Annotated in this window: 17 protein-coding genes and 1 pseudogene; 13 read left to right on the top strand and 5 right to left on the bottom strand. The window is 70.7% G+C overall.

Annotated features, from left to right (window positions below; all coding sequences use genetic code 11):
• Window positions 1–34: 34 nt before the first annotated feature.
• The 3 genes from CGL27_RS47865 to CGL27_RS50555 form a co-directional block, all read right to left on the bottom strand.
• On the bottom strand, window positions 35–700 hold the full coding sequence (locus CGL27_RS47865) for a DUF4232 domain-containing protein (RefSeq protein ID WP_078646437.1): 666 nt from the start codon (window positions 698–700) through the stop codon (window positions 35–37).
• A gap of 606 nt (window positions 701–1,306) precedes the next feature.
• Window positions 1,307–2,785, bottom strand: a complete 1,479-nt coding sequence (locus tag CGL27_RS47860) for a UDP-N-acetylmuramoyl-L-alanyl-D-glutamate--2,6-diaminopimelate ligase (protein ID WP_078646436.1) — start codon at window positions 2,783–2,785, stop codon at window positions 1,307–1,309.
• A gap of 207 nt (window positions 2,786–2,992) precedes the next feature.
• The gene (locus CGL27_RS50555; protein WP_162953233.1) at window positions 2,993–3,145 is read right to left on the bottom strand and encodes a hypothetical protein; all 153 of its coding nucleotides are present in this window, start codon (window positions 3,143–3,145) and stop codon (window positions 2,993–2,995) included.
• A 606-nt stretch (window positions 3,146–3,751) separates the two neighbouring features.
• Between CGL27_RS50555 and CGL27_RS47855 the strand changes: the two genes are divergently transcribed.
• From CGL27_RS47855 to CGL27_RS47820, 8 genes and pseudogenes are all read left to right on the top strand, one after another.
• Window positions 3,752–4,456 carry a GntR family transcriptional regulator gene (locus tag CGL27_RS47855; protein WP_119993989.1) on the top strand — a complete coding sequence of 235 codons (705 nt, stop codon included), beginning with the start codon at window positions 3,752–3,754 and terminating at the stop codon, window positions 4,454–4,456.
• The gene (locus tag CGL27_RS47850; protein WP_119993988.1) at window positions 4,453–5,262 is read left to right on the top strand and encodes a 5-oxoprolinase subunit PxpA; all 810 of its coding nucleotides are present in this window, start codon (window positions 4,453–4,455) and stop codon (window positions 5,260–5,262) included. Before CGL27_RS47855 ends, CGL27_RS47850 begins: the two co-directional genes overlap by 4 nt.
• A complete protein-coding gene (locus tag CGL27_RS47845) occupies window positions 5,259–5,897 on the top strand; it encodes an allophanate hydrolase subunit 1 (protein WP_119993987.1) in 639 nt (212 codons plus the stop codon). The genes CGL27_RS47850 and CGL27_RS47845 overlap by 4 nt, the downstream gene beginning before the upstream one ends.
• Window positions 5,894–6,832: a biotin-dependent carboxyltransferase family protein gene (locus CGL27_RS47840; protein WP_119993986.1), complete on the top strand. Its 939-nt coding sequence runs from the start codon at window positions 5,894–5,896 to the stop codon at window positions 6,830–6,832. The genes CGL27_RS47845 and CGL27_RS47840 overlap by 4 nt, the downstream gene beginning before the upstream one ends.
• A 33-nt stretch (window positions 6,833–6,865) precedes the next feature.
• Window positions 6,866–7,318, top strand: a complete 453-nt coding sequence (locus CGL27_RS47835) for a VOC family protein (RefSeq protein WP_078646429.1) — start codon at window positions 6,866–6,868, stop codon at window positions 7,316–7,318.
• A gap of 169 nt (window positions 7,319–7,487) precedes the next feature.
• Window positions 7,488–8,822: an MFS transporter gene (locus CGL27_RS47830; protein ID WP_119993985.1), complete on the top strand. Its 1,335-nt coding sequence runs from the start codon at window positions 7,488–7,490 to the stop codon at window positions 8,820–8,822.
• Complete coding sequence (locus tag CGL27_RS47825) at window positions 8,819–9,691, top strand: putative hydro-lyase (protein WP_119993984.1); 873 nt, start codon at window positions 8,819–8,821, stop codon at window positions 9,689–9,691. The genes CGL27_RS47830 and CGL27_RS47825 overlap by 4 nt, the downstream gene beginning before the upstream one ends.
• A gap of 67 nt (window positions 9,692–9,758) precedes the next feature.
• Window positions 9,759–9,968: pseudogene (locus CGL27_RS47820) on the top strand (MBL fold metallo-hydrolase); the annotation flags it as partial.
• A 106-nt stretch (window positions 9,969–10,074) separates the two neighbouring features.
• Here the strand turns inward: CGL27_RS47820 and CGL27_RS47815 are convergent.
• The gene (locus CGL27_RS47815) at window positions 10,075–10,968 is read right to left on the bottom strand and encodes an NADP-dependent oxidoreductase (protein WP_119993983.1); all 894 of its coding nucleotides are present in this window, start codon (window positions 10,966–10,968) and stop codon (window positions 10,075–10,077) included.
• A gap of 70 nt (window positions 10,969–11,038) precedes the next feature.
• Between CGL27_RS47815 and CGL27_RS47810 the strand changes: the two genes are divergently transcribed.
• Together CGL27_RS47810 and CGL27_RS47805 are read left to right on the top strand one after the other, a co-directional pair.
• The gene (locus tag CGL27_RS47810; RefSeq protein WP_119993982.1) at window positions 11,039–11,647 is read left to right on the top strand and encodes a TetR/AcrR family transcriptional regulator; all 609 of its coding nucleotides are present in this window, start codon (window positions 11,039–11,041) and stop codon (window positions 11,645–11,647) included.
• Window positions 11,648–12,163: 516 nt separating this feature from the next.
• Complete coding sequence (locus CGL27_RS47805) at window positions 12,164–13,426, top strand: alpha/beta hydrolase (RefSeq protein ID WP_240450893.1); 1,263 nt, start codon at window positions 12,164–12,166, stop codon at window positions 13,424–13,426.
• Window positions 13,427–13,631: 205 nt separating this feature from the next.
• On the opposite strand, the gene CGL27_RS47800 is transcribed toward CGL27_RS47805, so the two are convergent.
• A complete protein-coding gene (locus tag CGL27_RS47800; RefSeq protein ID WP_119993981.1) occupies window positions 13,632–15,599 on the bottom strand; it encodes a hypothetical protein in 1,968 nt (655 codons plus the stop codon).
• 238 nt (window positions 15,600–15,837) lie between these two features.
• Between CGL27_RS47800 and CGL27_RS47795 the strand changes: the two genes are divergently transcribed.
• From CGL27_RS47795 to CGL27_RS47785, 3 genes are read left to right on the top strand one after another with little or no spacing between them, the layout of a single operon-like run.
• On the top strand, window positions 15,838–17,199 hold the full coding sequence (locus CGL27_RS47795; RefSeq protein WP_119993980.1) for a sugar ABC transporter substrate-binding protein: 1,362 nt from the start codon (window positions 15,838–15,840) through the stop codon (window positions 17,197–17,199).
• Complete coding sequence (locus CGL27_RS47790) at window positions 17,196–18,122, top strand: sugar ABC transporter permease (protein WP_119993979.1); 927 nt, start codon at window positions 17,196–17,198, stop codon at window positions 18,120–18,122. Before CGL27_RS47795 ends, CGL27_RS47790 begins: the two co-directional genes overlap by 4 nt.
• The gene (locus tag CGL27_RS47785) at window positions 18,119–18,946 is read left to right on the top strand and encodes a carbohydrate ABC transporter permease (RefSeq protein ID WP_119993978.1); all 828 of its coding nucleotides are present in this window, start codon (window positions 18,119–18,121) and stop codon (window positions 18,944–18,946) included. Before CGL27_RS47790 ends, CGL27_RS47785 begins: the two co-directional genes overlap by 4 nt.
• The last annotated feature ends 2 nt before the right edge of the window (window positions 18,947–18,948 follow it).

The raw sequence follows: 18,948 nt of genomic DNA, 5'->3' as shown, positions 1-18,948 counted from the left end.
CGCGGTGCAGCCCGAGCACCCTGGGACGTGCGGGTCAGCCGCCCTGACCGATGCCCCCGATCGGGCCGACCTTCACCGGGGAGCCGGCGCCGTCCGTGACGGGCAGCGTGCCGCCGCCCGGCCAGTCGAGGGTGACCGACTTCGTCTCGTTCGGCGGGGTCACCACCAGCCCCGTGACGCGGACGCCGGAGCCGCCCGACTCGTTGATCGGGTAGTTGACGCCGAAGTACGTCGACTCCCCGTCCTTGAGGATGTGCGGGTCGGCCGGCTCACCACTGCGCTTCGCGGACAGCGCCCCCTCGCTGGTCTTCAGGTCGACGCCCGCGAACCCGGAGATCGTGCAGTCCCGGCCGCCACCGTTCTTCAGCGTCACCGCGACGGTGCCCTCGCCGTCGCCGCCGATGGTGCGGTCCGCCGCCGTGACCTCCAGCTCGTCGGTGCGGCACTTGCCGACCTTGCCGTTCTCGTTGGAGCCGGTCCCGGCGGCCGTGCCCTGCCCGCCGGAGTCCTTCCCGGCGGAGTCCTTCCCGCCGCCCTGATCCGAACCGCCCGAGCCCGAACCGCCGCCCGAGGAAGACGCGCTGGACGCGGAGGACGACGGGTCACTCTGTCCCGAGCCGTCATCGTCGTTCTGGCAGGCCGTGAGCGAAAGGCCCGCAGCAACGACCAGGGCGGCGAAGGTGAGCTTGTGAACGCGCATCGTTTCTTCCTCAGTATCGGTTGGGGGTGCCGGCCGCTCGGTACACGTCGGTACGAGCGAGCGTTTCTGATCAGCAGGAGCCGCCCGGCCCGGCGAACGTTCCGCCCAATCGCCCCTCTGATACATCCCTGTTACACACACAGCCAGGCGCAATGCGGACCACCACCGGTCACACCCCGCCCGCGCTGCCCCTCCCGCACCCCTCCCCCGCCGCCGTCCGGCGCGGGAAACGGGGCTCGGACGCCGGGCGCCACAATGCTCCGGGGCACTCCGCCGACTGGCCGGGACGGCGGTTCCTGCCACCGTTCCTCACCTGTTCGCGGCCGCCGCCCGCTGGGACGGACCTGTAACCCGGCGGATCTTGACCACAACAGTGGGCATACCCGTCGAGCGAAGCGCACCGCCCACGAGCCGGGTGACGAACACGCCCACAACGGACCGCCCCCGATGGACCGCCCCCGATGGACCCGCTGATCCCGCACCACCCGGCGCTCCCAGGCACCCGGTACGTACGCCGACCCGGCACGCTTCCGCCCCTGTTCGATCCGCTCCATCGCCTCCCGCAGTCCTGCCGTCATCGCGCGGGCCCGCGCGGGACGGACTCCGCTATGCCCGGGCGAGTTCGCGCACTGTTGCCATGTCGCTGAAGGGGAGCAGTTTTTCACCGACGATCTGGTGCGGCTCGCTGCCTTTGCCGGCGATCAGGACGATGTCGTCCGGGCCCGCGGCGGACAGGGCGAAGGCGATCGCGCGACGGCGGTCGGTGAACCGTTCGAACGGTGTGCCGGTTGCCGTGAGACCGGGGGTGATCTGGTCCAGGATCGCCTCGGGGTCTTCGTTGCGGGGGTTGTCGGAGGTGAGGATGCACAGGTCGGAGTGGGTCCCGGCAATCTCCCCCATTTCGGCCCGCTTGGTGGTGTCACGGTCCCCGCCACAGCCGAAGACGGTGATGACACCGCCGGGGGCGAAGCCCCGGATGGTGGTCAGGACCTTGTCCAGGGAGTCCGGTGAGTGGGCGTAGTCCACGATCACCGATGTGCCGCGCGGGGTCTGAAAGCGTTCGAACCGGCCCGGGACCGGGGGCATCCGGTCGAGCGCGGCGACCAGGCCGCCCAGGTCGTGCCCCAGGGCGTGGCAGGCCGCCACGGTGGCCAGCGCGTTGGCCACCGAATACCGGCCCGGTACGGGAATCGCCGCCGGATACTTGCGGCCGTCGTGGTGCAGGACGAACCGCGTGCCGGAAGCATCCACGGTGAGCTCGGTGGCCCGGTAGTCCGCCGCCTCGGTGTCGATGCCGTAGGTGGTGACCGCGCCGGGCATCATCGTCTGGATCCCGGCGCCCACCGGATCGTCGGCGTTGACCACCGCGCGCCGGCACCGGCCCTGGAACAGGCGAAGCTTGGCGTCCCGGTAGTTCTCCATCGTTCCATGATCGTCCAGATGATCCTGCGTCAGATTGGTGAAGACCCCGACGTCGATGAACGCGCAGTCCACCCGGTGCGTCAGCAGGGCCATCGACGTGGCCTCCAGCACCACGCTGCCGGCCCCGCGGTCGCGCATACAGCCCAGCAGGTACTGCAAATCCGGCGACTCAGGCGTGGTCAGTACCGACCTCGGCATCAAGATCGGCTCATCGCCGATCCGGCTGCCGGCCGTCCCGATGACCCCCACCGTCGCGCCCTCGGAGAGCCGCAACACTGACTCGACCATGTACGACACCGACGTCTTCCCGTTGGTGCCGGTGATCGCCACCATGTCCATCTGCCGCCCCGGCTCGCCAAAATAGCGGGAGGCGACGACCGCGGCTGCCGTCCGGGTATCCGGCACCCGCACGGCGCACACACCCGCCGCCGACATCGGAAGATCGGGTGCCCCGCCGTCGACAAGTACCGCCGCCGCGCCGCGCGCGAGGGCCGGTCCGACGGAGCCGGGACCGCCTCCACGGTGCCCGGGCACCGCGATGAACAGCGAACCCGGCGTCACCCGGCCGGCATCGAAGGTCGTGCCCGCGGTGATCCACGTCGTCTCCGGGTCGCCCTGGAGAATGTGGTGGTCGTGCCCGGCCAGCAGCTCGCTCAGCTTCACAATGATCCCTTCGAAGGTGGCTCGGCCCGGTCGCGCGGCCGTCGCCAGGCGGCAGCACCGACGGAGCGCCGGAAGCTGCGGTGATGACGTGGAGCGGTGGGCGGGGACATGCCCGATGAGAGCCGGACGCGACAGCTCAGCCCGGCAGGCGATGTCCTGCGGTGTTCTCGGAAGTGCGGCGAGCCAGGGCAGGTGCCGTGAGAATCGCTAGCCGTGGCCGTGCAACGCGCTGCGGCCGGTCTGTGGCGCCCGGGCGTCAGCCGCGGTCGCCAAGCCGACGGCTGCCGGACCCGAAGCGGCCGGGCACAGCGCACCGGTGGCCTGCTGCAGGCACTCCCTCACGGCACGTGTGCGACCCATGAGCCGAGTGTACGTTCACTCGAGCGGCTCGAAACCCGCCGCCGGGGCGCAGCCGGGCCGGTGGGCCGCTCGCCACCGTCTACGACGCGGCGGAAAACCCAGCCGGCTGAGCGGCCGAGCGGTTCGGCCCGCTGGCGGACCAGCGCGATCTGTAGCCCCCCTTGACGCGTGCGCCACGAGAGCGCGCTCGGCTCTCGTCGCCGCGACGTCCGGCAACGTTGTCACCGCGCCGGGCGGCAGTGACGGGAAGTCAACTGTCCGAATTGCGTGCCGGTTTGACCGCACTGGCTTCCGGGCGCGGCGCCGTCGTCCTCGTACACGGTCGTCCGACAAGTGGGCGCACCGCGTTCGTCTTCCCCGGCCAGGGGCCGCAATGGCCGGGTGGCACCGGCCGGGTCTCCCGCCTCTCCCTGCCAGTGGTGGAGGCCGTGCCGGGCAGCGAGCGTGTCGGCGTGGACAGCGCCGACCCGGAGGCCGCAAGGGCCGGCAGCCTCGTCGCGGAACACCCCGCCTCGGGGAAGGTGGCCGATTTCGGTCGGGTAAAAGCCGGATTTCCTGCGGTCGAACCCCTTCACCCCTGCTGTGCATCCACTGTATACACGGTATATGAACCGAGAAGACAGAGGTCGTCGCGGTGACGCCATGGCGCCGGACGCGCTCACAACCGAGCTGCGCCGGCTGATCGTCGAGGGCGTCTACCCGCCGGGTCACCGACTGGTCCAGGACGAACTCGCCGACCGTTTCGGAGTGAGCCGCATCCCGCTGCGGGAGGCCATGCGCACCCTCGCGAGCGAGGGCCTGCTGCGCTCGACCCCGGGCCGCGGCATGTTCGTGACGGTGCTGGACCTGGACGAGATCGACGAGATCTACAACCTGCGGCGGCTGATCGAGCCGAGCTTCGCCGAGCACGTCACCGAGCGGGTCTCCCGGCGCGACATCAGCCGGTTCGACGAGATGGCCACCGCGATAGAGCGGGCTGCCGGGACCGGCGCCGACGTCTGGTCGCGCACGAACCTCGCCTTCCACCTGGACATGTACCGGCTGTCCCGGCTGCCCATGCGCTACGAGATTATCTCGCAGATGTACCACCGGCTGGAGCCGTACTCCCGGTTCTACGTCCACGGCACCTCGGCGTACGGCCGGGTCCACCACGAGCACGCCGCGATGGTCCAGGCGCTGGCCGACGGGGACGCGGAGGAGCTGGCCCGGCAGATCACGGCCCATATCGACGGCGGCCAGGAAGGGCTGCACGCGGCCTGGGAGAACAGCAGCGGCGCCCTGCAGGCGTACTGGGCGGAGTCGGCCCAGTGACCGCGCTCGCGCTCAACACCGATGTGGGCGAGGGGTTCGGGGTCTGGGGGCCGGCCGACGAGGGCGAGTTGCTCGACCAGGTCACCGCGGCCAACGTGGCCTGCGGGTTCCACGCCGGCGACCCCGACATCCTGCGCCGCACCTGTGAGGCGAGCGCCGCCCGGGGCGTGGCGATCGGCGCTCAGGTCTCCTACCGCGACCTGGCCGGTTTCGGCCGCCGCTTCATCGACGTACCGCCGGCCACTCTGGTCAACGAACTGCTGTACCAGATGGGTGCGTTGGAGGTGTTCGCCCGTCTCGCGGGCGGTCGCGTCGGCTATGTGAAGGCCCACGGCGCGCTCTACAACGCGGCGGCCCGGCACACCGGGCACGCGGCCGCGATCGTCGAGGCGGTCGCCCTGTACGACGCCGGGTTGCCGCTGCTGTGCCAGCCGGGCACCGCCGTGTGGGAGCGGGCGGTGGAGGCCGGGGTGCGCCCACTGGCCGAGGGGTTCATCGACCGCGGCTACACCGACGATGGGCTGCTGGTGCCCCGCTCCGCGCCGGGCGCCCTGATCACCAACCCGGCCGAGGCGGCCGAACGCGCCCTGCGGATGGCGGAGTCGGGGACGGTGGTCTCGGTTACCGGCACGGTCGTACGGATCGCCCCGGACGGCGGGGAGCTGGCCGCGCTGTGCGTGCACAGTGACACCCCCGGCGCGGCCGGGCTGGCCGCCGCCGTACGGGAGGCGCTGGCCTCGGGCGGGATCGCGGTGGGCCCGCCCGGTGCCACCGCCGGCCTTCAGGTGGCGGAGGCACGGTCATGACGCCCGCCGAAACGATCCTTCGGCGCGCCGGTGACCGGGGCTGGCTGATCGAGTGCGCGGGCCTGCGCCCCGCCGAGGTCGCCACCTCGATCCGCGCCCAGCCCTGGGCGTCGGGGCTGCGGGAGGTCGTGCCCGCCGCCACGACCGTGCTGGTGGTGGCGGAGACCGCCACCGGGATGGGGAAGCTCGCCGCCGGGCTGCGCACCGTGCTCGACGAGTCCGGCGCTCACCGCGCCGGACCGCCGCCGGGCCGGCGGATCGTGATCCCGGTCCGCTACGACGGACCGGACCTGCCCGAGGTCGCCGAACGCCTCGGACTGGCTCCGGGGGAGGTCGCGCGGCGGCACGGCGCGAGGGAGTACCGGGTCGGCTTCTTCGGGTTCGCGCCCGGCTTCGCCTATCTGGACGGCGTACCGGAGAGCCTCCGGCTGCCCCGGCTGTCCAGCCCGCGGCCGAGGGTGGCCGCCGGGGTGGTGGCCATCGCCGGGAACCAGACGGTCGTCTACCCGGGCGGAACCCCCGGCGGCTGGCACCAGATCGGCGTCACCACCACCCGGCTGTGGGATGTGACCGCCGATCCGCCGAACCGGCTCGCGATCGGCGACCGGGTCGTCTTCGAGGCGGTGACGCCATGACGGTCACCTCCGCCGCCCCGGGCCGCCGGGTCCTCCCCCGGCACCGTCCGCCCGGCCCCGGAGCCGGCCCGGAGCCCGCCGTGCTGACGGTCGTCGAGGCGGGGGCGGCGACCAGCGTGCAGGACCTGGGCCGCCCGGGGATGGCCCATCTGGGCGTCCCCGCCTCCGGCCCGGCCGACCGGCGCAGCTTCCGGCTCGCCAACCGGCTGGCCGGCAACCCTGAGAACACCCCGGCCCTGGAGGTCACCCTCGGCGGCCTCGCGATCACCCTCTCCACCACCCGCCATGTGGCGGTCACCGGGGCCCCGGCGCCGCTGGCGGTCGACGGGGTGCCGGTCGACGGCGCGCCGCGGCTGCGGCTGCGCGCCGGATCAGTGCTCACGATCGGCCGCCCCTGGGCGGGCTGCCGCAGCTACCTCGCCGTCTCCGGCGGGATCGAGGCGGACCGGGTGCTGGGGTCGGCCTCGCGCGACTCCCTCACCGGGCTCGGCCCCGCCCCGGTGCGCACCGGGGCGGAGTACGGACTGGGTCCGGTACGTCCGGTTCCGGCCATCCCGCTGGAACTGGCGTTCAGCGTCGTCCCGAGCGGTGGCCCGGTCACCGTCCGGTTCCGCTGGGGCCCGCGGCACGAGCTGTTCGACGCCGCGGACCGGCACCGGCTCACCACCACGCCCTGGCAGGTCTCCGCCCAGTGCGACCGGGTGGGCGCGCGGCTGACCGGACCGCCGCTGGCCATCGGCTCGGTCGACCTGCCCAGCGAGGGTACGGTGCGCGGCGCCATCCAGGTGCCTCCGTCGGGCGAACCGATCGTCTTCCTCGCCGACCATCCGGTCACCGGCGGCTACCCCGTCATCGGGGTGGTCACCGACGCCGACATCGATCTCGTCGGCCAGACCCTCCCCGGGGACGGGCTGCGGCTCGCCCCCGTCCACTGAAACACCCTGAAACCCCTTGAGGAGATACCGAACATGACCGCTCAGTCCCCCTCCCTCGTCCCCTTCCACCTGGCCATCCCGGTGGACGACATCGCGGCCGCCCGCGAGTTCTACGGCAAGGTGCTCGGCTTCGCCGAGGGCCGCTCGGACACCAAATGGATCGACTGGAACTTCGGTGGCCACCAAGTCGTCACCCACCAGGTCGGCGACGGCCCGTCGGGGACGCCGCGCGACGGCATCGCCGGGACCAACCCGGTCGACGGCCACCAGGTGCCGGTGCCGCACTTCGGCCTGGTGCTCCCGGTACCGGAGTTCAAGAAGCTGGCCGAGCGGCTCACCGAGGCGGGCACTCAGTTCGTGATCGAGCCGTACGTCCGCTTCCAGGGCGAGCCCGGTGAGCAGTGGACGATGTTCTTCCTCGACCCGGCGGGCAACGCTATGGAGTTCAAGGCGTTCGCCGACCTCGGACAGCTCTTCGCCGTGTGATTCCTCGCCGTCCTCGCCGTCCGACCGGCGAGCGGCGCCCGGCCCGGAAGGACGACGGTCATCAGCAGGAGGACTGGTCCCGCGGATGACCGTCGTGCGGGCCCCCGGCGCCGTACCAGCGGCACTGACAGCACACCAGCCATAGGACATGTCAGACCCGGAGGAACCCATGACGAGCGTATCAACGGCCCCCGGAAACACCGGGGACGCGGCCTCCACGGCCGCCGTGACCGCCGCGGCGCGGGGCGGTCCGCGCCGGGCGGCGCTGGCGGCGGCCGCCGGCACCGCCATCGAGTACTACGAGTTCGGCGTCTACAGCTATCTGGCCGTGGTCATCGGCCCGCACTTCTTTCCCGGGGACGATCCCACCGCCGCCCTGCTGGCCACGCTCGCGGTGTTCGGCAGCGCGTTCCTGATGCGGCCGCTGGGCGGCATTCTGCTCGGCCGGCTCGGAGACCGCGTAGGCCGCAAGCCCGTACTGATCCTCACCGTGACCGGGATGGGCGGCGCCACCGCCGCCGTCGGGCTGCTGCCCACGGCCGAGACCGTCGGCGTGGCCGCGCCCGCCGCGCTGCTGGTGGTGCGGCTCGTGCAGGGCTTCTTCGCGGGCGGTGAGGTGACCGGTTCGGCCACCTACCTCGCCGAGTCGGCCCCGGCTGGGCGGCGCGGCTTCTTCGGGGCCTTCACCCCGGTCGGGGTGGCCCTCGGCGGCGGAGCCGCGGCACTGGTCGCGGGCGTCACCACGACCGCGCTGAGCGAACGCCAGCTCGACGCCTGGGGGTGGCGCATACCGTTCCTGCTCTCGCTCCCGCTGATCGCCGTCGCCCTCATCGCCCGCAACCGGCTCGCGGACTCCGAGAGTTTCCTCGCGGCGAAGTCGGAGCAAGCCACCGCCAAGGCGCCGCTGACCGAGGTGTTCACGCGGCACCGCGGACCGGTGCTGAAGGTGACCCTGCTGGCCATCGGCTCCAACTGCGGCTACTGGGTCGGCCTGATCTTCATGAACATCTACCTGACCACCGACCTCGGCTACCCCAAGGACTCCACTTTCTGGATCATGGGCGGAATCAGCCTGTTCGTGGCCGCCCTGATGCCGGTGTGCGGGGCGCTGTCGGACCGGTGGGGCCGCAAGCGGCTCATCACCATCGGCTTCGCCGGATACGCGATCCTGGTCCTCCCCGCCATGCTGGTCATGGGGCTGGGCAGCTTCCCGCTCGCCGTCGCGGCCATGGTGGTGCTGGCCCTGCCGATGCCGGTCGTACAGTCCGTCACGTACCCGACGTACGCCGAGATGTTCCCGACCCGGGTGCGGTACACCGGGCTCTCGTTCAGCTTCAACATCGGCACCATCGTCGGCGGTGGGCTCAGCCCCTATCTGGCCACCTGGCTGATCTCGGCCACCGGCAGTCTGCTCGCCCCGGGCTTCCTGCTGATGGCGGCCGTGGTCATCGCCCTGCTGACGCTGCGCACCGTCACCGAATCCAGCCGAGGGGAACTGGCATGACGGCCGCCGTGCGGCCCGGCCCCGCCCCTTCCGGAGATGGCCTTCCCGGGGACGTCCCCGCCACCCCGGCGGCGTTGCGGCGCCTGGTGGCGGACGGCCGGTGGACCGGGCCCACGGCCGGTCTGCTGGACGGCTACCAGCAGGCCAACCTCGTGATCGTCCCGCGCGACCTCGCCTTCGACTTCCTGCTGTACTGCACCCGCAACCCCGCGCCCTGTCCCGTCCTCGCCGTCACCGAACCCGGCGACCCGGTGGTGCGGCTGGGCACCACGGTCGCCGACCTGCGGACGGACCTGCCGCGCTACCGGGTCTGGCACAACGGCGAACTGACCGCCGAACCGCACGACATCACCGCCCACTGGCGCGCGGACGCGGTCGGCTTCCTCCTCGGCTGCAGCCACACCTTCGAGGGACCGCTGCGCGCGGCGGGCGTCCCGGTCCGGTACGCGCCTCAGTCGGCGGCGCCGCCCGTCTACGTCACCGACATGGCCACCCGCCCCGCCGGGCGGCTGTCCGGACCGTTGGTGGTCAGCATGCGCGCGATACCGGCCCGGCTGGTGGCGCGCGCCGTCGAGATCACCGCCCGTTATCCGGCCGGGCACGGGGCGCCGGTGCACATCGGCGATCCGGCGACGCTCGGCATCGCCGACCTGGCCCGGCCGGACTTCGGCCCCTCCCCCGTCATCGAGGAGGGCGACGTCCCGGTGTTCTGGGCCTGCGGGGTGACACCGCAACTGGCGCTCCCCGCGGCACGGGCGCCGTACACCATCGCCCACTACCCGGGCCACATGTTCGTATTCGACCACACCGTCGACGCGGGCCCGGAGCCGGAGATGCCCGACGGGGCGCCACGGCGGGTGCCGCGGTAGCGCCGGAAGGAAGTCGTCACGCCGCACGCGATCAACACCGGCTACCAGACCCTCGGCAGCGACCCCGGGCGCTGCCCGCTTCCCCGCCCTCTTCGACAACCAGCCGATCGTCCTCGACAGCGTCCAGGCCGCCGAGGCCGCCCACATCCTCGGCGCCCGCCGCGTGGTCCCCGTCCACTACGACAGCTGGGTCCACTTCACCGAAGGCCACGACGGCCTGACGGCCGCCTTCACCGCCGCCGGGCTCGCCGACCGGCTCGACCGGGGGCACAACTGACCCGGGGCGCCTGGAGCAACAGTGAAAGCGGCGGAATCTCTCCCGCGCCGGTCGACCCACCGGGGCCCGGCAGGCGGCCGGGCCCCGCACCTGCGCGGGAAACGGCTCAGACGACCACGACCCGGCGCCCGCGCGTGTGTCCGGCCTGGCTGTCGATGTGCGCCGCCGCGGCCTCGGCGAGCGTGTAGGACTTCTCGACCGGGATGTGGAGCTTCCCCCGCGAGATGAGACCGGCCGCCTCGGCGAGCGCTTCCGGCACGCTCCCGGCCACACCGGAGAACCGGACACCCAACTCCGGCGCTCCGAGATCCGCGATGGAGACCACCCTCTGCGGATCCCCGGTCAGCTCGACTAGCTCACGAATCACCCCCGAACCGGCCAGATCGAGCGCCGCGTCGACACGGCCGAGCCGGCGCACCCGCTCCACCCAGCCCTCGCCGTACGTCGTGGCAACGGCACCCAGACTCCGCAGATAGTCCTGGTTCGCCGCCCCGGCCGTGCCGATCACCGTGATGCCGCGCTCGCGCGCGATCTGCAGCACCGCCGATCCGACTCCCCCGGACGCACCACTGACCAGCAGCGTCTGCCCGGGCTCCGCACCGACCTCGCGGATGATGCGCAGCGCGGTCTCCACCACGGACGGGTACCCGGCCGCCTCCTCGAACGACAGGCCCCCGGGCATCCGGGCCCACGCCGACAGCACGGCGAACTCGGCATAGGTGCTCGACCCTTCGCCGAACACGCGGTCACCGACCCCGACTCCTTCGACCCCCGCACCGACCTCATCCACCACCCCGGCCGCATCCAGCCCGACCCCGGCGGGCAACTCGACCGGATGGGCCCCCAGTACCTGGCCCTCACGGATCCTCCAGTCGACGGGATTCACACCCGCCGCCCGCACAGCGATACGTACCTGGCCGGGGCCCGCATGGGGCTCCTCGGCGTCCACGAGTTGCAGAACATCCGGACCGCCGAACTCGGCGAAGCTCACTCTCTTCATGCCGTCGACCGTAGCACTAACGGTTAGCGTTTAAGAACCGTTCCGGATTTGCATCTGATAGCGTCAAGGCATGACCGTGCCGACCGGACGCCGCGAGCGCAAGAAGGCCGCGACCCGCCAGAAGATCGCCGACACCGCCCTGCGGCTCTTCCTGGAACACGGATACGACACGGTCGGCATCCGCGACGTGGCCGCCGAAGCCGACGTCGCCGTCACCACGCTCTTCTCCCACTTCGCCTCGAAAGAGGCCCTGGTATTCGAGCAGGACGAAAACTTCGAACAACGCCTCACACAGGCCGTCACCGGCCGGGCCCCGCACGAACCCCTCATCCCCGCGCTGCACCGCGAGATCCAGGCCCTGGTACGACACTGCACCGCGGACGGCGCCGCCCCCATCTGGCACATGATCGACACATCACCCGCCCTGCGGGAATACGAGGAATCGATGAGACTGCGCCACGCCGAGTCGCTGGCGACGGCCATCGCCGCCGATCCCGACCTGACACAGACCACAATCGCCTGCCGCGCCATCGCACGGTTCGCCATCGACGCCTTCTCACTGGCCCGCGAGGCCGCCGACCCGCAGGCCGCCGTAGACGAAATCTTCCACATGATCGAAGCCGCCTGGGAAGCCACCAACCCGTCCCCAGGTGCGCCAGGAGCTGTTTCCTCCAACTAGGACAAAGACCCGCCGACGACAAGGAAAAGCCGATCGCGGCCGTTCACCACCCGGCGGGTGTGCGGTGACCGGCATGCTCGGCCAACTGCCAGAAAGGGGCCGCGGCCCGGGCGCGAGGTGCCGAAGTTCCGCCATCCGCCCATCGGCGGCACGCTGTTACCTCGCCATCATGTGGCCACCAAAGCACCATCACATGGGGCCGCGATCCTGACGCCATGAAGGATTCGAATGATCTTGCCGGAGCGTACGAGGCCGGTCCGGCGGCATCCTCGCGCAAGCGGCGCGCGGTCCGCCTCGCCTATGCGTCGGCGGCCGGTTTCCTCGCCACGTCGCTTCTGACGGTCCCGCAGTTCGCGTGGTCGAGCACGAGCGACAAGCCGAGCGCGGCCCCGGCGCCGACGATCCACTGGTCGGCCTGTCCGAAGGCCGAGCCGCCCATGCCCGAACCCGAGCAGGCGAGCGAAGTGCGGCACGGTGCGGGTGCCGGTCGACTGGGCACAACCGGACGGACCGACGATGAAGATCGCGGTCGCCCGCCAGAAGGCCACCGACCCCGGCAAGCGGATCGGGGCGCTGCTGTCCAATCCGGGCGGGCCCGGAAGCACGGGGCTGGACGACGCCTATTACGCCGACAGCCCGGTCGAGGGCTACCCCAAGAGCATCAGGGAACGGTTCGACATCATCGGCTTCGACCCGCGCGGTATCGGCCGCAGCGGAGAGCTGCGGTGCGATGACCGGCTGGCCCAGAAGATTCCCACCCGTCCGAAGAACGCCTCCGAGTTCCACCGTATGCGCGACCTGAACAAACGGCTGGCGGACGGCTGCCGCGAGCGCAGCGGCCCCGTCGTCGGCCATATGGACAGCGAAAGCGTTGCCCGCGACATGGACGCGATCCGTGCGGCCCTCGGCGAGCGGAAGATCAGCTTCCTTGGCCATTCCTACGGCACGCGCATCGGTGAGCGCTACGCACGTCTCTTCCCGCGGAATCTCCGGGCACTGGCCCTCGACAGTGCCATGGACCCCTCCCGGCCCGGAGCCGAGCGCTTCCTCATGGACGGCACCGCCGCCGCCGACAGCGCGCTGCGGGAACTGGCCAAGTGGTGCGACAAGGATGCCTCGTGCGCCCTGAAGGGCAAGGACGTGGCCGCCGTTGTCCGCGGGCTGTTCGCCCGTGCGGACGCGGGCACGCTGTTCGAGCCCGGGCCGCACGGCCCCACGCGGAAGAAGGTCACCGCCCACCAGCTGTCCGGCTTCCTCACCGACTACCTGAGCAAGTGGAATCCACAGCCCGCCGCTGAGCAACTGGCCGCACTGCACACCGGCAAGGGGAAGGTGTACTGGATCGACAATTCCTCCCCGGAGCTCGCCTGGCGCTCGGTGATCTGCCGCGACGACAACCTCCGGCTGCGCGACTACGCCCACTATCGCGCCCTGCTCCACCGAGCCGCCGCCGAGCACCCCAACGTCCGCTACAACGCCCAGGCCCTGGATATGATCCTCGGCTGCCAGGGGTGGCCGGTGGAAACCAAGCCGCGGCCGGCCCAGAACAAGGGCAGCCTCCCGCCGGTGCTGGTGGTGAACGCCAAACACGATCTCGCGACTCCACTGGCGGGCGCCCGGCGTATGGCACGGGAGTTCCCGAAAGGAAGGCTCGCCGTCCTTGACGGGGTGGATCACTGGCTCTACCGCAAGTGCCAGTCGCCCCTCCCGGCACGGGCGATCGACACCTACCTGCGGACGCTGAAGACCCCGCCCCCCGGCACGGTGTACCACCCTTGAGGGCGTTGAGCCGAGCGCGCGCCTGCGGTACCGGGCGCTCCTGCTTGCCGCAGGCTCTTCGGCCGGGGTCACCGGTCGAGGAGGAGCTCGGCCTGCCGCCGGACTTCCCCGGGGTCTGACCCGCGGCAGCACCCCTGCGCGTGGAGCGGGCCGCCGCACCGGAGAGGGGCGGCATCCGGTGCGGCGGCGGTTCGAGGGAGGGCGGTCAGCTGACCCGGACGGTCCTGGACATTCCGGGGGCCACGGAAACGACGACGTAGGTGTAGGTCACGCCGTCCACCGTCTTGGTTCGTACCGTGCGCCTCAACCCGTCGACGGTGATCCGGCTGTGCTTGCCGGGGAATCGGGCCTCCCAGGTGTAGGCGGCGCCTCCGGAGGTGTGGGCGAGGGTGGAGGAGGTGGTGCCGTCGTGACGCAGGCTGAAGGTGCTCTTGCCGATGCGCAGATGGTCCAGCTTCAGCCAGTCCATCCCGCTGGGCAGCCGTGACTGGGTGGTCAGGGAGCGACGGGGCGCGTCGGGCGCGACGCCCATCAGTCCCTGGACCGTCTGGCTCAGGAGGGTGAAGGACACCTCGGGATAGTCCCCGTTGGGACCCTGGCGGGTGACGGTGTGCTGGGTGTTCCGCTGGTCGTAGATGTGGCGCATCCACTTCCAGGCCGTGTCCGCGCGGTTGTGCCGGAAGAAGGTATCGGGGAGGTAGGTGAGGGCCTCGATGTTCACCGGCCTGCCCGAGCCGCTCGCCTGCTCGTCGATGTAGTCGAGGTAGGCGTCGTTGCGGGGTCCGGGGTCGATGATGCCCTTCATCGGCATGAACCAGCTGTTCTCCTTGCCCCAGCCGGTGAGCGCCGTGCCATCGGTGCGGTAGGCGCGCACCATGGACGCGCCCGATCCGCTGCCGCTCCAGGTGGCGTTGAAATACTCCTTGAGCCGCTCGGCCCGTGCGGCGGACGCGGCCGCGAGGGCGCGGTCGCCCTTGTCGCGTGCGAGCTCCGCCAGCGCGCGGTACGCCTGGTACTGCGCCGCGATGCCGTCTCCGGCCTCGGCGAGGTGTTCGTTGTCCTCCTCGTTGTAGCTGGCGGCTCCGGCGAAGATGCCCTTCCCCGTGCCCTCGGCCACCTTGACCTTCCCGTTGTCCTTGGTGCCGTCGTGCAGGTCGACGAACTCCTCGGTCGCGTGGCGGTAGTAGTCCCAGAAGGCGGTGTCGTCGAGGTAGGCGCGGTCGCCGCTCCAGCGGTAGGCCTCATTGGCCTTCTCCACCAGTTCGAAGGTGGCGGGCACTTCGCGGACGAAGTCGTCGGGGCCGTGGTAGTCGATCGCGTGCGCGGTGCTGGTGTCGAAGTTGAGCGACCAGACCGGGTAGTAGCGGTGCTCGGCCGTGGCGGAGGCGGCGTAGGAACGGAGCATCGCCTTGTTCTCGGCGCCGAGCCCGAGGACGGCGGCTCCGCCGAGCTGGTGGGCGAAGTCGCGCGAGTAGTACGCGCTGCGGTGGGCGTAGCCCGCCCAGTAGGCGGGGCCGTAGGTACCCGTGCCGGTTCCCGACCGGTGGTTCTCGTCGACGTTCAACGGGCCGGTGGTGCCGGGGAGTTGCACCCAGCTGTTGGCCTTCCGCTTCGACCAGGTGAACATCTCCACGATCCTCGGGTCCGAGGAGCTGATCGTGGGGTCCACCGGGGATGACGGCGACACCATGACGTCATCGGCGTTGACCCAGCCGTCGCCGGACTCGAAGGCGATCTCCAGCTGGTCGTCGGGGGTCAGGGCGACCCGGCTGACCGTGTAGCGAGCGTACGTCGGGCGGCTGGGCAGCGCGACGGAGTCCATGACCTTTCCGTTCACCCGCACCGTGAAGTGAGCGCCGGGCCCTCCGGTGGCGATCCACGCGGAGAAGTCATAGGTGCCGGAGCGGCGGGCCGTGATGGTCTGGGACGCCTTCTTGTCCGGGCCCGCGTCGAGGTAGAGCAGCCGGCTGCCGCCGTGGGGCAGGTTGGTGGCGGTTCCCGCGCCGGAGGTGAGGGTCCAGCCCGCGCCCTCCTGCTCGAAGCCGGGGTCGGTGACGGTGAGCTGGGCCGGTGGGGTGGCCGCGGCGGGCGCCCCTCCCGCCGGCAGAAGCGTTACGGCGAGCACGCTGAGCGCGGACAGCACGCTGAGCACGGACAGGCGGGAAGGTCTCATCTTTCTTTTCTCCCGGTCGTCATCGGCGTGGACGGGAGCCGGGCGGCCCTTGGGGCGGTGACGCTAGCAATCGGCCATCAGGCTTGCAATGTGTGTGCGCACGCTTTCTTTAGTGAACTCAAGAAACAAAATAAAACCTGCAGAAAGATTGCAGTGAATCTTTGCAAGTACTACGTTCCTGGCATCACCCCTCGTGCCACGGCGCGGCTGTGCGCGCAACCGCAGACAGGGATCAGCCATGAACGTCTCGCCCGTGAACACCCCCCTCGGTATCGACCGCCGCAGACTCCTCCAGCTCGGCGGCGTGCTCGCCGCCGCCACCTCGCTCTCCGCGTGCTCCGGCTCCGGCTCCGCCGGGACCGGCGGCGCGGGCGACAAGAACAAGGGCTCCATCACCGTCTGGAGCTGGCAGGGACCGGCCACCGCGTTGAAGGCGCTGGTGCCGGAGTTCCGCAAGAAGCACCCGGGCATCGAGGTGACCGTCCAGGACATCGGGAACCCGGCCATCTGGGACAAGATCACCACCGCCATGGCGGCCGGAGGCGAGGGGCTCGCCGATGTGCTGCACATCGGCGTCGACTACCTCCCCGGCTACGCCGAGAAGTTCCCGGACGGACTCGCCGACCTGGGCGAGCTGGGCGCGAACAGGTACCGCGGGGCCTTCGCCCCGGGCCTGTGGCGCACTGTCTCCCCGGACGGCAACCGGGTCAACGCCCTTCCCTGGGAGGCAAATTCGGCGGGCTTCTGGTACCGCGCGGACCTCTTCGAGAAGGCAGGTGTCGATGCGGGCGCCCTGGCCACCTGGGACGACGCCATCGAGGCCGGAAAGAAAATCAAGGCCGCCACCGGCACTCGCCTGATCGGCATAGACAAGCCCGCTTCCCTGGCCGACGCCGCCAACTTCTTCCAGATGCTCCTCCAGCTCCAGGGCACCTTCTACTTCAACGCCGACGGTGACATCACGCTCGACTCCCCGGAGGCGGTGCGTGCCATGGAGATCATCAAGCGGCTGAACGACGCCGGGCTGGTCAGCGACTTCTCCGGGGGCTGGAACACGATGGTGAGATCGCTGAAGAAGAGCACCGTCGCCGTGCATCCCTCGCCCACCTGGTTCGGCGGTGTCATCGAGCGCGAGGTGCCCCAGCAGAAGGGCAAGTGGCGCGTCCAGCTGCCGCCGGCTGTCCGCCCCGGCGGCTCCCGCTCGGCCACCGTCAACTCCACCCACCTAGCCGTCGCGGGCAGCAGCCCCCACCAGGCCGCAGCCTGGTCCTTCGTCGAGTACGTCCTCACCCGCCCGGCCTCACAGGTGAAGATCTACCGGGACCAGGCCATCGCCCCGGCCCTGATGAAGGCGTACGACGACGCCGCCTTCCACGAGCCGTCGGCCTACTTCGGAGGGCAGAAGCGAGGAGAGGTCTTCCTCGAAGCGCTCAAGGCACCCTCCCCGGCGTTCAATTACTCCGCCGACTACGCCCGCGTCCTCAAGGTGGTCACCGACGCCCAGACCAAGGTGCTGCTCAAGGGCGCCGACCCGGCCGACGTCCTGGGCGATGCCGCCGACCAGCTCGGCAAGCAGACCGGACGGAAGATCGTCCGATGAGCGCGGTCCTCCACAAGGCGCCGACGACAACCGCCCCCGCCAGAGCGGCCCGAGCGAGAAGAAGCCGACCGCGCGGGCGCCTCGCCCCCTACCTCTTCATCCTGCCCGCCCTCGCCCTCTTCGCGGCGTTCAAGCTCTACCCCATCGGCTGGTCCTTCGTGCTCAGCCTCCACAAGACGGTGGGTGGCGTCGACACCTTCGTGGGCGGCGACAACTACCGGCGGCTGGTCGACGATCCGCTGTTCTGGACCGCGCTCAAGAACACCGCCGTGGTACTCGCCGTCCAGGTCCCGGTGATGCTGGCCCTCGCCACCGGACTCGCCGTCGCGCTCAACTCAACGCTTCTGCACGGGCGTTCGGTCTTCCGGCTGGGCTTCTTCCTGCCGATGGTCACCGGTCTGGTGGCCTACGGCATCGTCTTCTCCGTCCTCCTCCACCAGGAGTACGGCCTGGTCAACTGGTTCCTGGAACTCCTCGGCAGCGACGGCGTCCCCTGGCTGACCGACCCCCTCTGGGCGAAGATCTCCATCGGTCTCGCGTTGACCTGGCACTACACCGGCTACAACGCGGTGATCCTGCTGGCCCGGCTGCAAACCGTACCGAAGGAGCTCTACGACTCGGCAGCCGTGGACGGAGCGGGCCCCTGGCAGTCCTTCCGCCATGTGACCCTGCCGGGGATCCGGCCCGCACTGCTGCTCACCACGGTCCTCTCCACCATCGGCACCCTGCAACTCTTCGACGAGCCGTACATCCTCACCGGGGGCGGCCCGGACAACGCCACCCTGACCATCGGCGTGTACCTCTACCAGACCGCCTTCAAGTACTTCGACTTCGGCTACGCCTCGGCCATCGCCTATGTGCTCGCCGTCCTCATCGGAATTCTCGGACTGATCCAGTTCCGGGTGCTGGGAGACAAGTCATGAGGCCCGCACAGCGCCGCCACGGCATCCTGCTGACCTCCTCGCTCGCCATCACCCTGGCCGCGGTGGTCATCCCCCTCTACTGGCTGGTCATCGCCAGTACCCACAGCAGCCACGAGATCTTCAACAGCCCCCCGCCCCTGCTGCCCGGCGGCCACCTCGCGGAGAACCTCGACACCCTCCAGCGGACCGCGTCCTTCGGCCGCGTGGTGCTCAACTCCACACTGATAGCCGCCATTTACACGGTGTGCTCCGGCGCGGTGTGCACCCTGGCCGGATACGGCTTCGCCAAGTACCGCTTCAGGGGACGCGAAGCGCTGTTCGGACTGCTGATGCTCGGGCTGGTGATCCCGGTCCAGGTGACCCTGATCCCGCTGTTCAAACTGATGGCGCAGCTGGAGTGGCTCAACACCTACCAGGCCGTGGTCATGCCGAATCTGGCCCTGCCGTTCGGCATCTTCCTGATGCGTCAGTCGATGGCCGCCCTCCCCGACGAGCTGCTCGACTCGGCACGGATGGACGGCTGCGGCGAGCTGCGGCTGTTCTGGAAAGTGGTCCTCCCACCGATGAAACCCGCCCTCGCGGCACTCGCCATCTTCCTCTTCCTCTACCAGTGGAACGACTTCATCTGGCCGCTGATCGTGCTGCGCGACAGCCAGTCGTTCACCATCCCCGTGGCACTCGCCGCGCTCCAGGGGCTCAACAACACCGACTACGGGGCCATCCTCACCGGTACCGCCGTCGCCGCGGTGCCGATGGCCGTCGTCTTCCTCGTGCTGCAACGCCACTTTGTCTCCGGCCTGCTGGCCGGTGCCGTGAAGGAGTGACC

Source organism: Streptomyces sp. 11-1-2, from assembly GCF_003595545.1.
GTDB classification, from domain to species: domain Bacteria; phylum Actinomycetota; class Actinomycetes; order Streptomycetales; family Streptomycetaceae; genus Streptomyces; species Streptomyces hygroscopicus_B.
This window is presented reverse-complemented; position numbering and strand designations above follow the sequence as displayed.

Coding starts and splice junctions, on each gene's coding strand:
- CGL27_RS47795 (WP_119993980.1), top strand. CDS start 15,838: ATGAACGTCTCGCCCGTGAACACCCCCCTCGGTATCGACCGCCGCAGA.
- CGL27_RS47830 (WP_119993985.1), top strand. CDS start 7,488: ATGACGAGCGTATCAACGGCCCCCGGAAACACCGGGGACGCGGCCTCC.
- CGL27_RS47790 (WP_119993979.1), top strand. CDS start 17,196: ATGAGCGCGGTCCTCCACAAGGCGCCGACGACAACCGCCCCCGCCAGA.
- CGL27_RS47815 (WP_119993983.1), bottom strand. CDS start 10,968: ATGAAGAGAGTGAGCTTCGCCGAGTTCGGCGGTCCGGATGTTCTGCAA.
- CGL27_RS47825 (WP_119993984.1), top strand. CDS start 8,819: ATGACGGCCGCCGTGCGGCCCGGCCCCGCCCCTTCCGGAGATGGCCTT.
- CGL27_RS47810 (WP_119993982.1), top strand. CDS start 11,039: ATGACCGTGCCGACCGGACGCCGCGAGCGCAAGAAGGCCGCGACCCGC.
- CGL27_RS50555 (WP_162953233.1), bottom strand. CDS start 3,145: ATGGGTCGCACACGTGCCGTGAGGGAGTGCCTGCAGCAGGCCACCGGT.
- CGL27_RS47855 (WP_119993989.1), top strand. CDS start 3,752: ATGAACCGAGAAGACAGAGGTCGTCGCGGTGACGCCATGGCGCCGGAC.
- CGL27_RS47865 (WP_078646437.1), bottom strand. CDS start 700: ATGCGCGTTCACAAGCTCACCTTCGCCGCCCTGGTCGTTGCTGCGGGC.
- CGL27_RS47805 (WP_240450893.1), top strand. CDS start 12,164: ATGAAGATCGCGGTCGCCCGCCAGAAGGCCACCGACCCCGGCAAGCGG.
- CGL27_RS47800 (WP_119993981.1), bottom strand. CDS start 15,599: ATGAGACCTTCCCGCCTGTCCGTGCTCAGCGTGCTGTCCGCGCTCAGC.
- CGL27_RS47785 (WP_119993978.1), top strand. CDS start 18,119: ATGAGGCCCGCACAGCGCCGCCACGGCATCCTGCTGACCTCCTCGCTC.
- CGL27_RS47840 (WP_119993986.1), top strand. CDS start 5,894: ATGACGGTCACCTCCGCCGCCCCGGGCCGCCGGGTCCTCCCCCGGCAC.
- CGL27_RS47835 (WP_078646429.1), top strand. CDS start 6,866: ATGACCGCTCAGTCCCCCTCCCTCGTCCCCTTCCACCTGGCCATCCCG.
- CGL27_RS47845 (WP_119993987.1), top strand. CDS start 5,259: ATGACGCCCGCCGAAACGATCCTTCGGCGCGCCGGTGACCGGGGCTGG.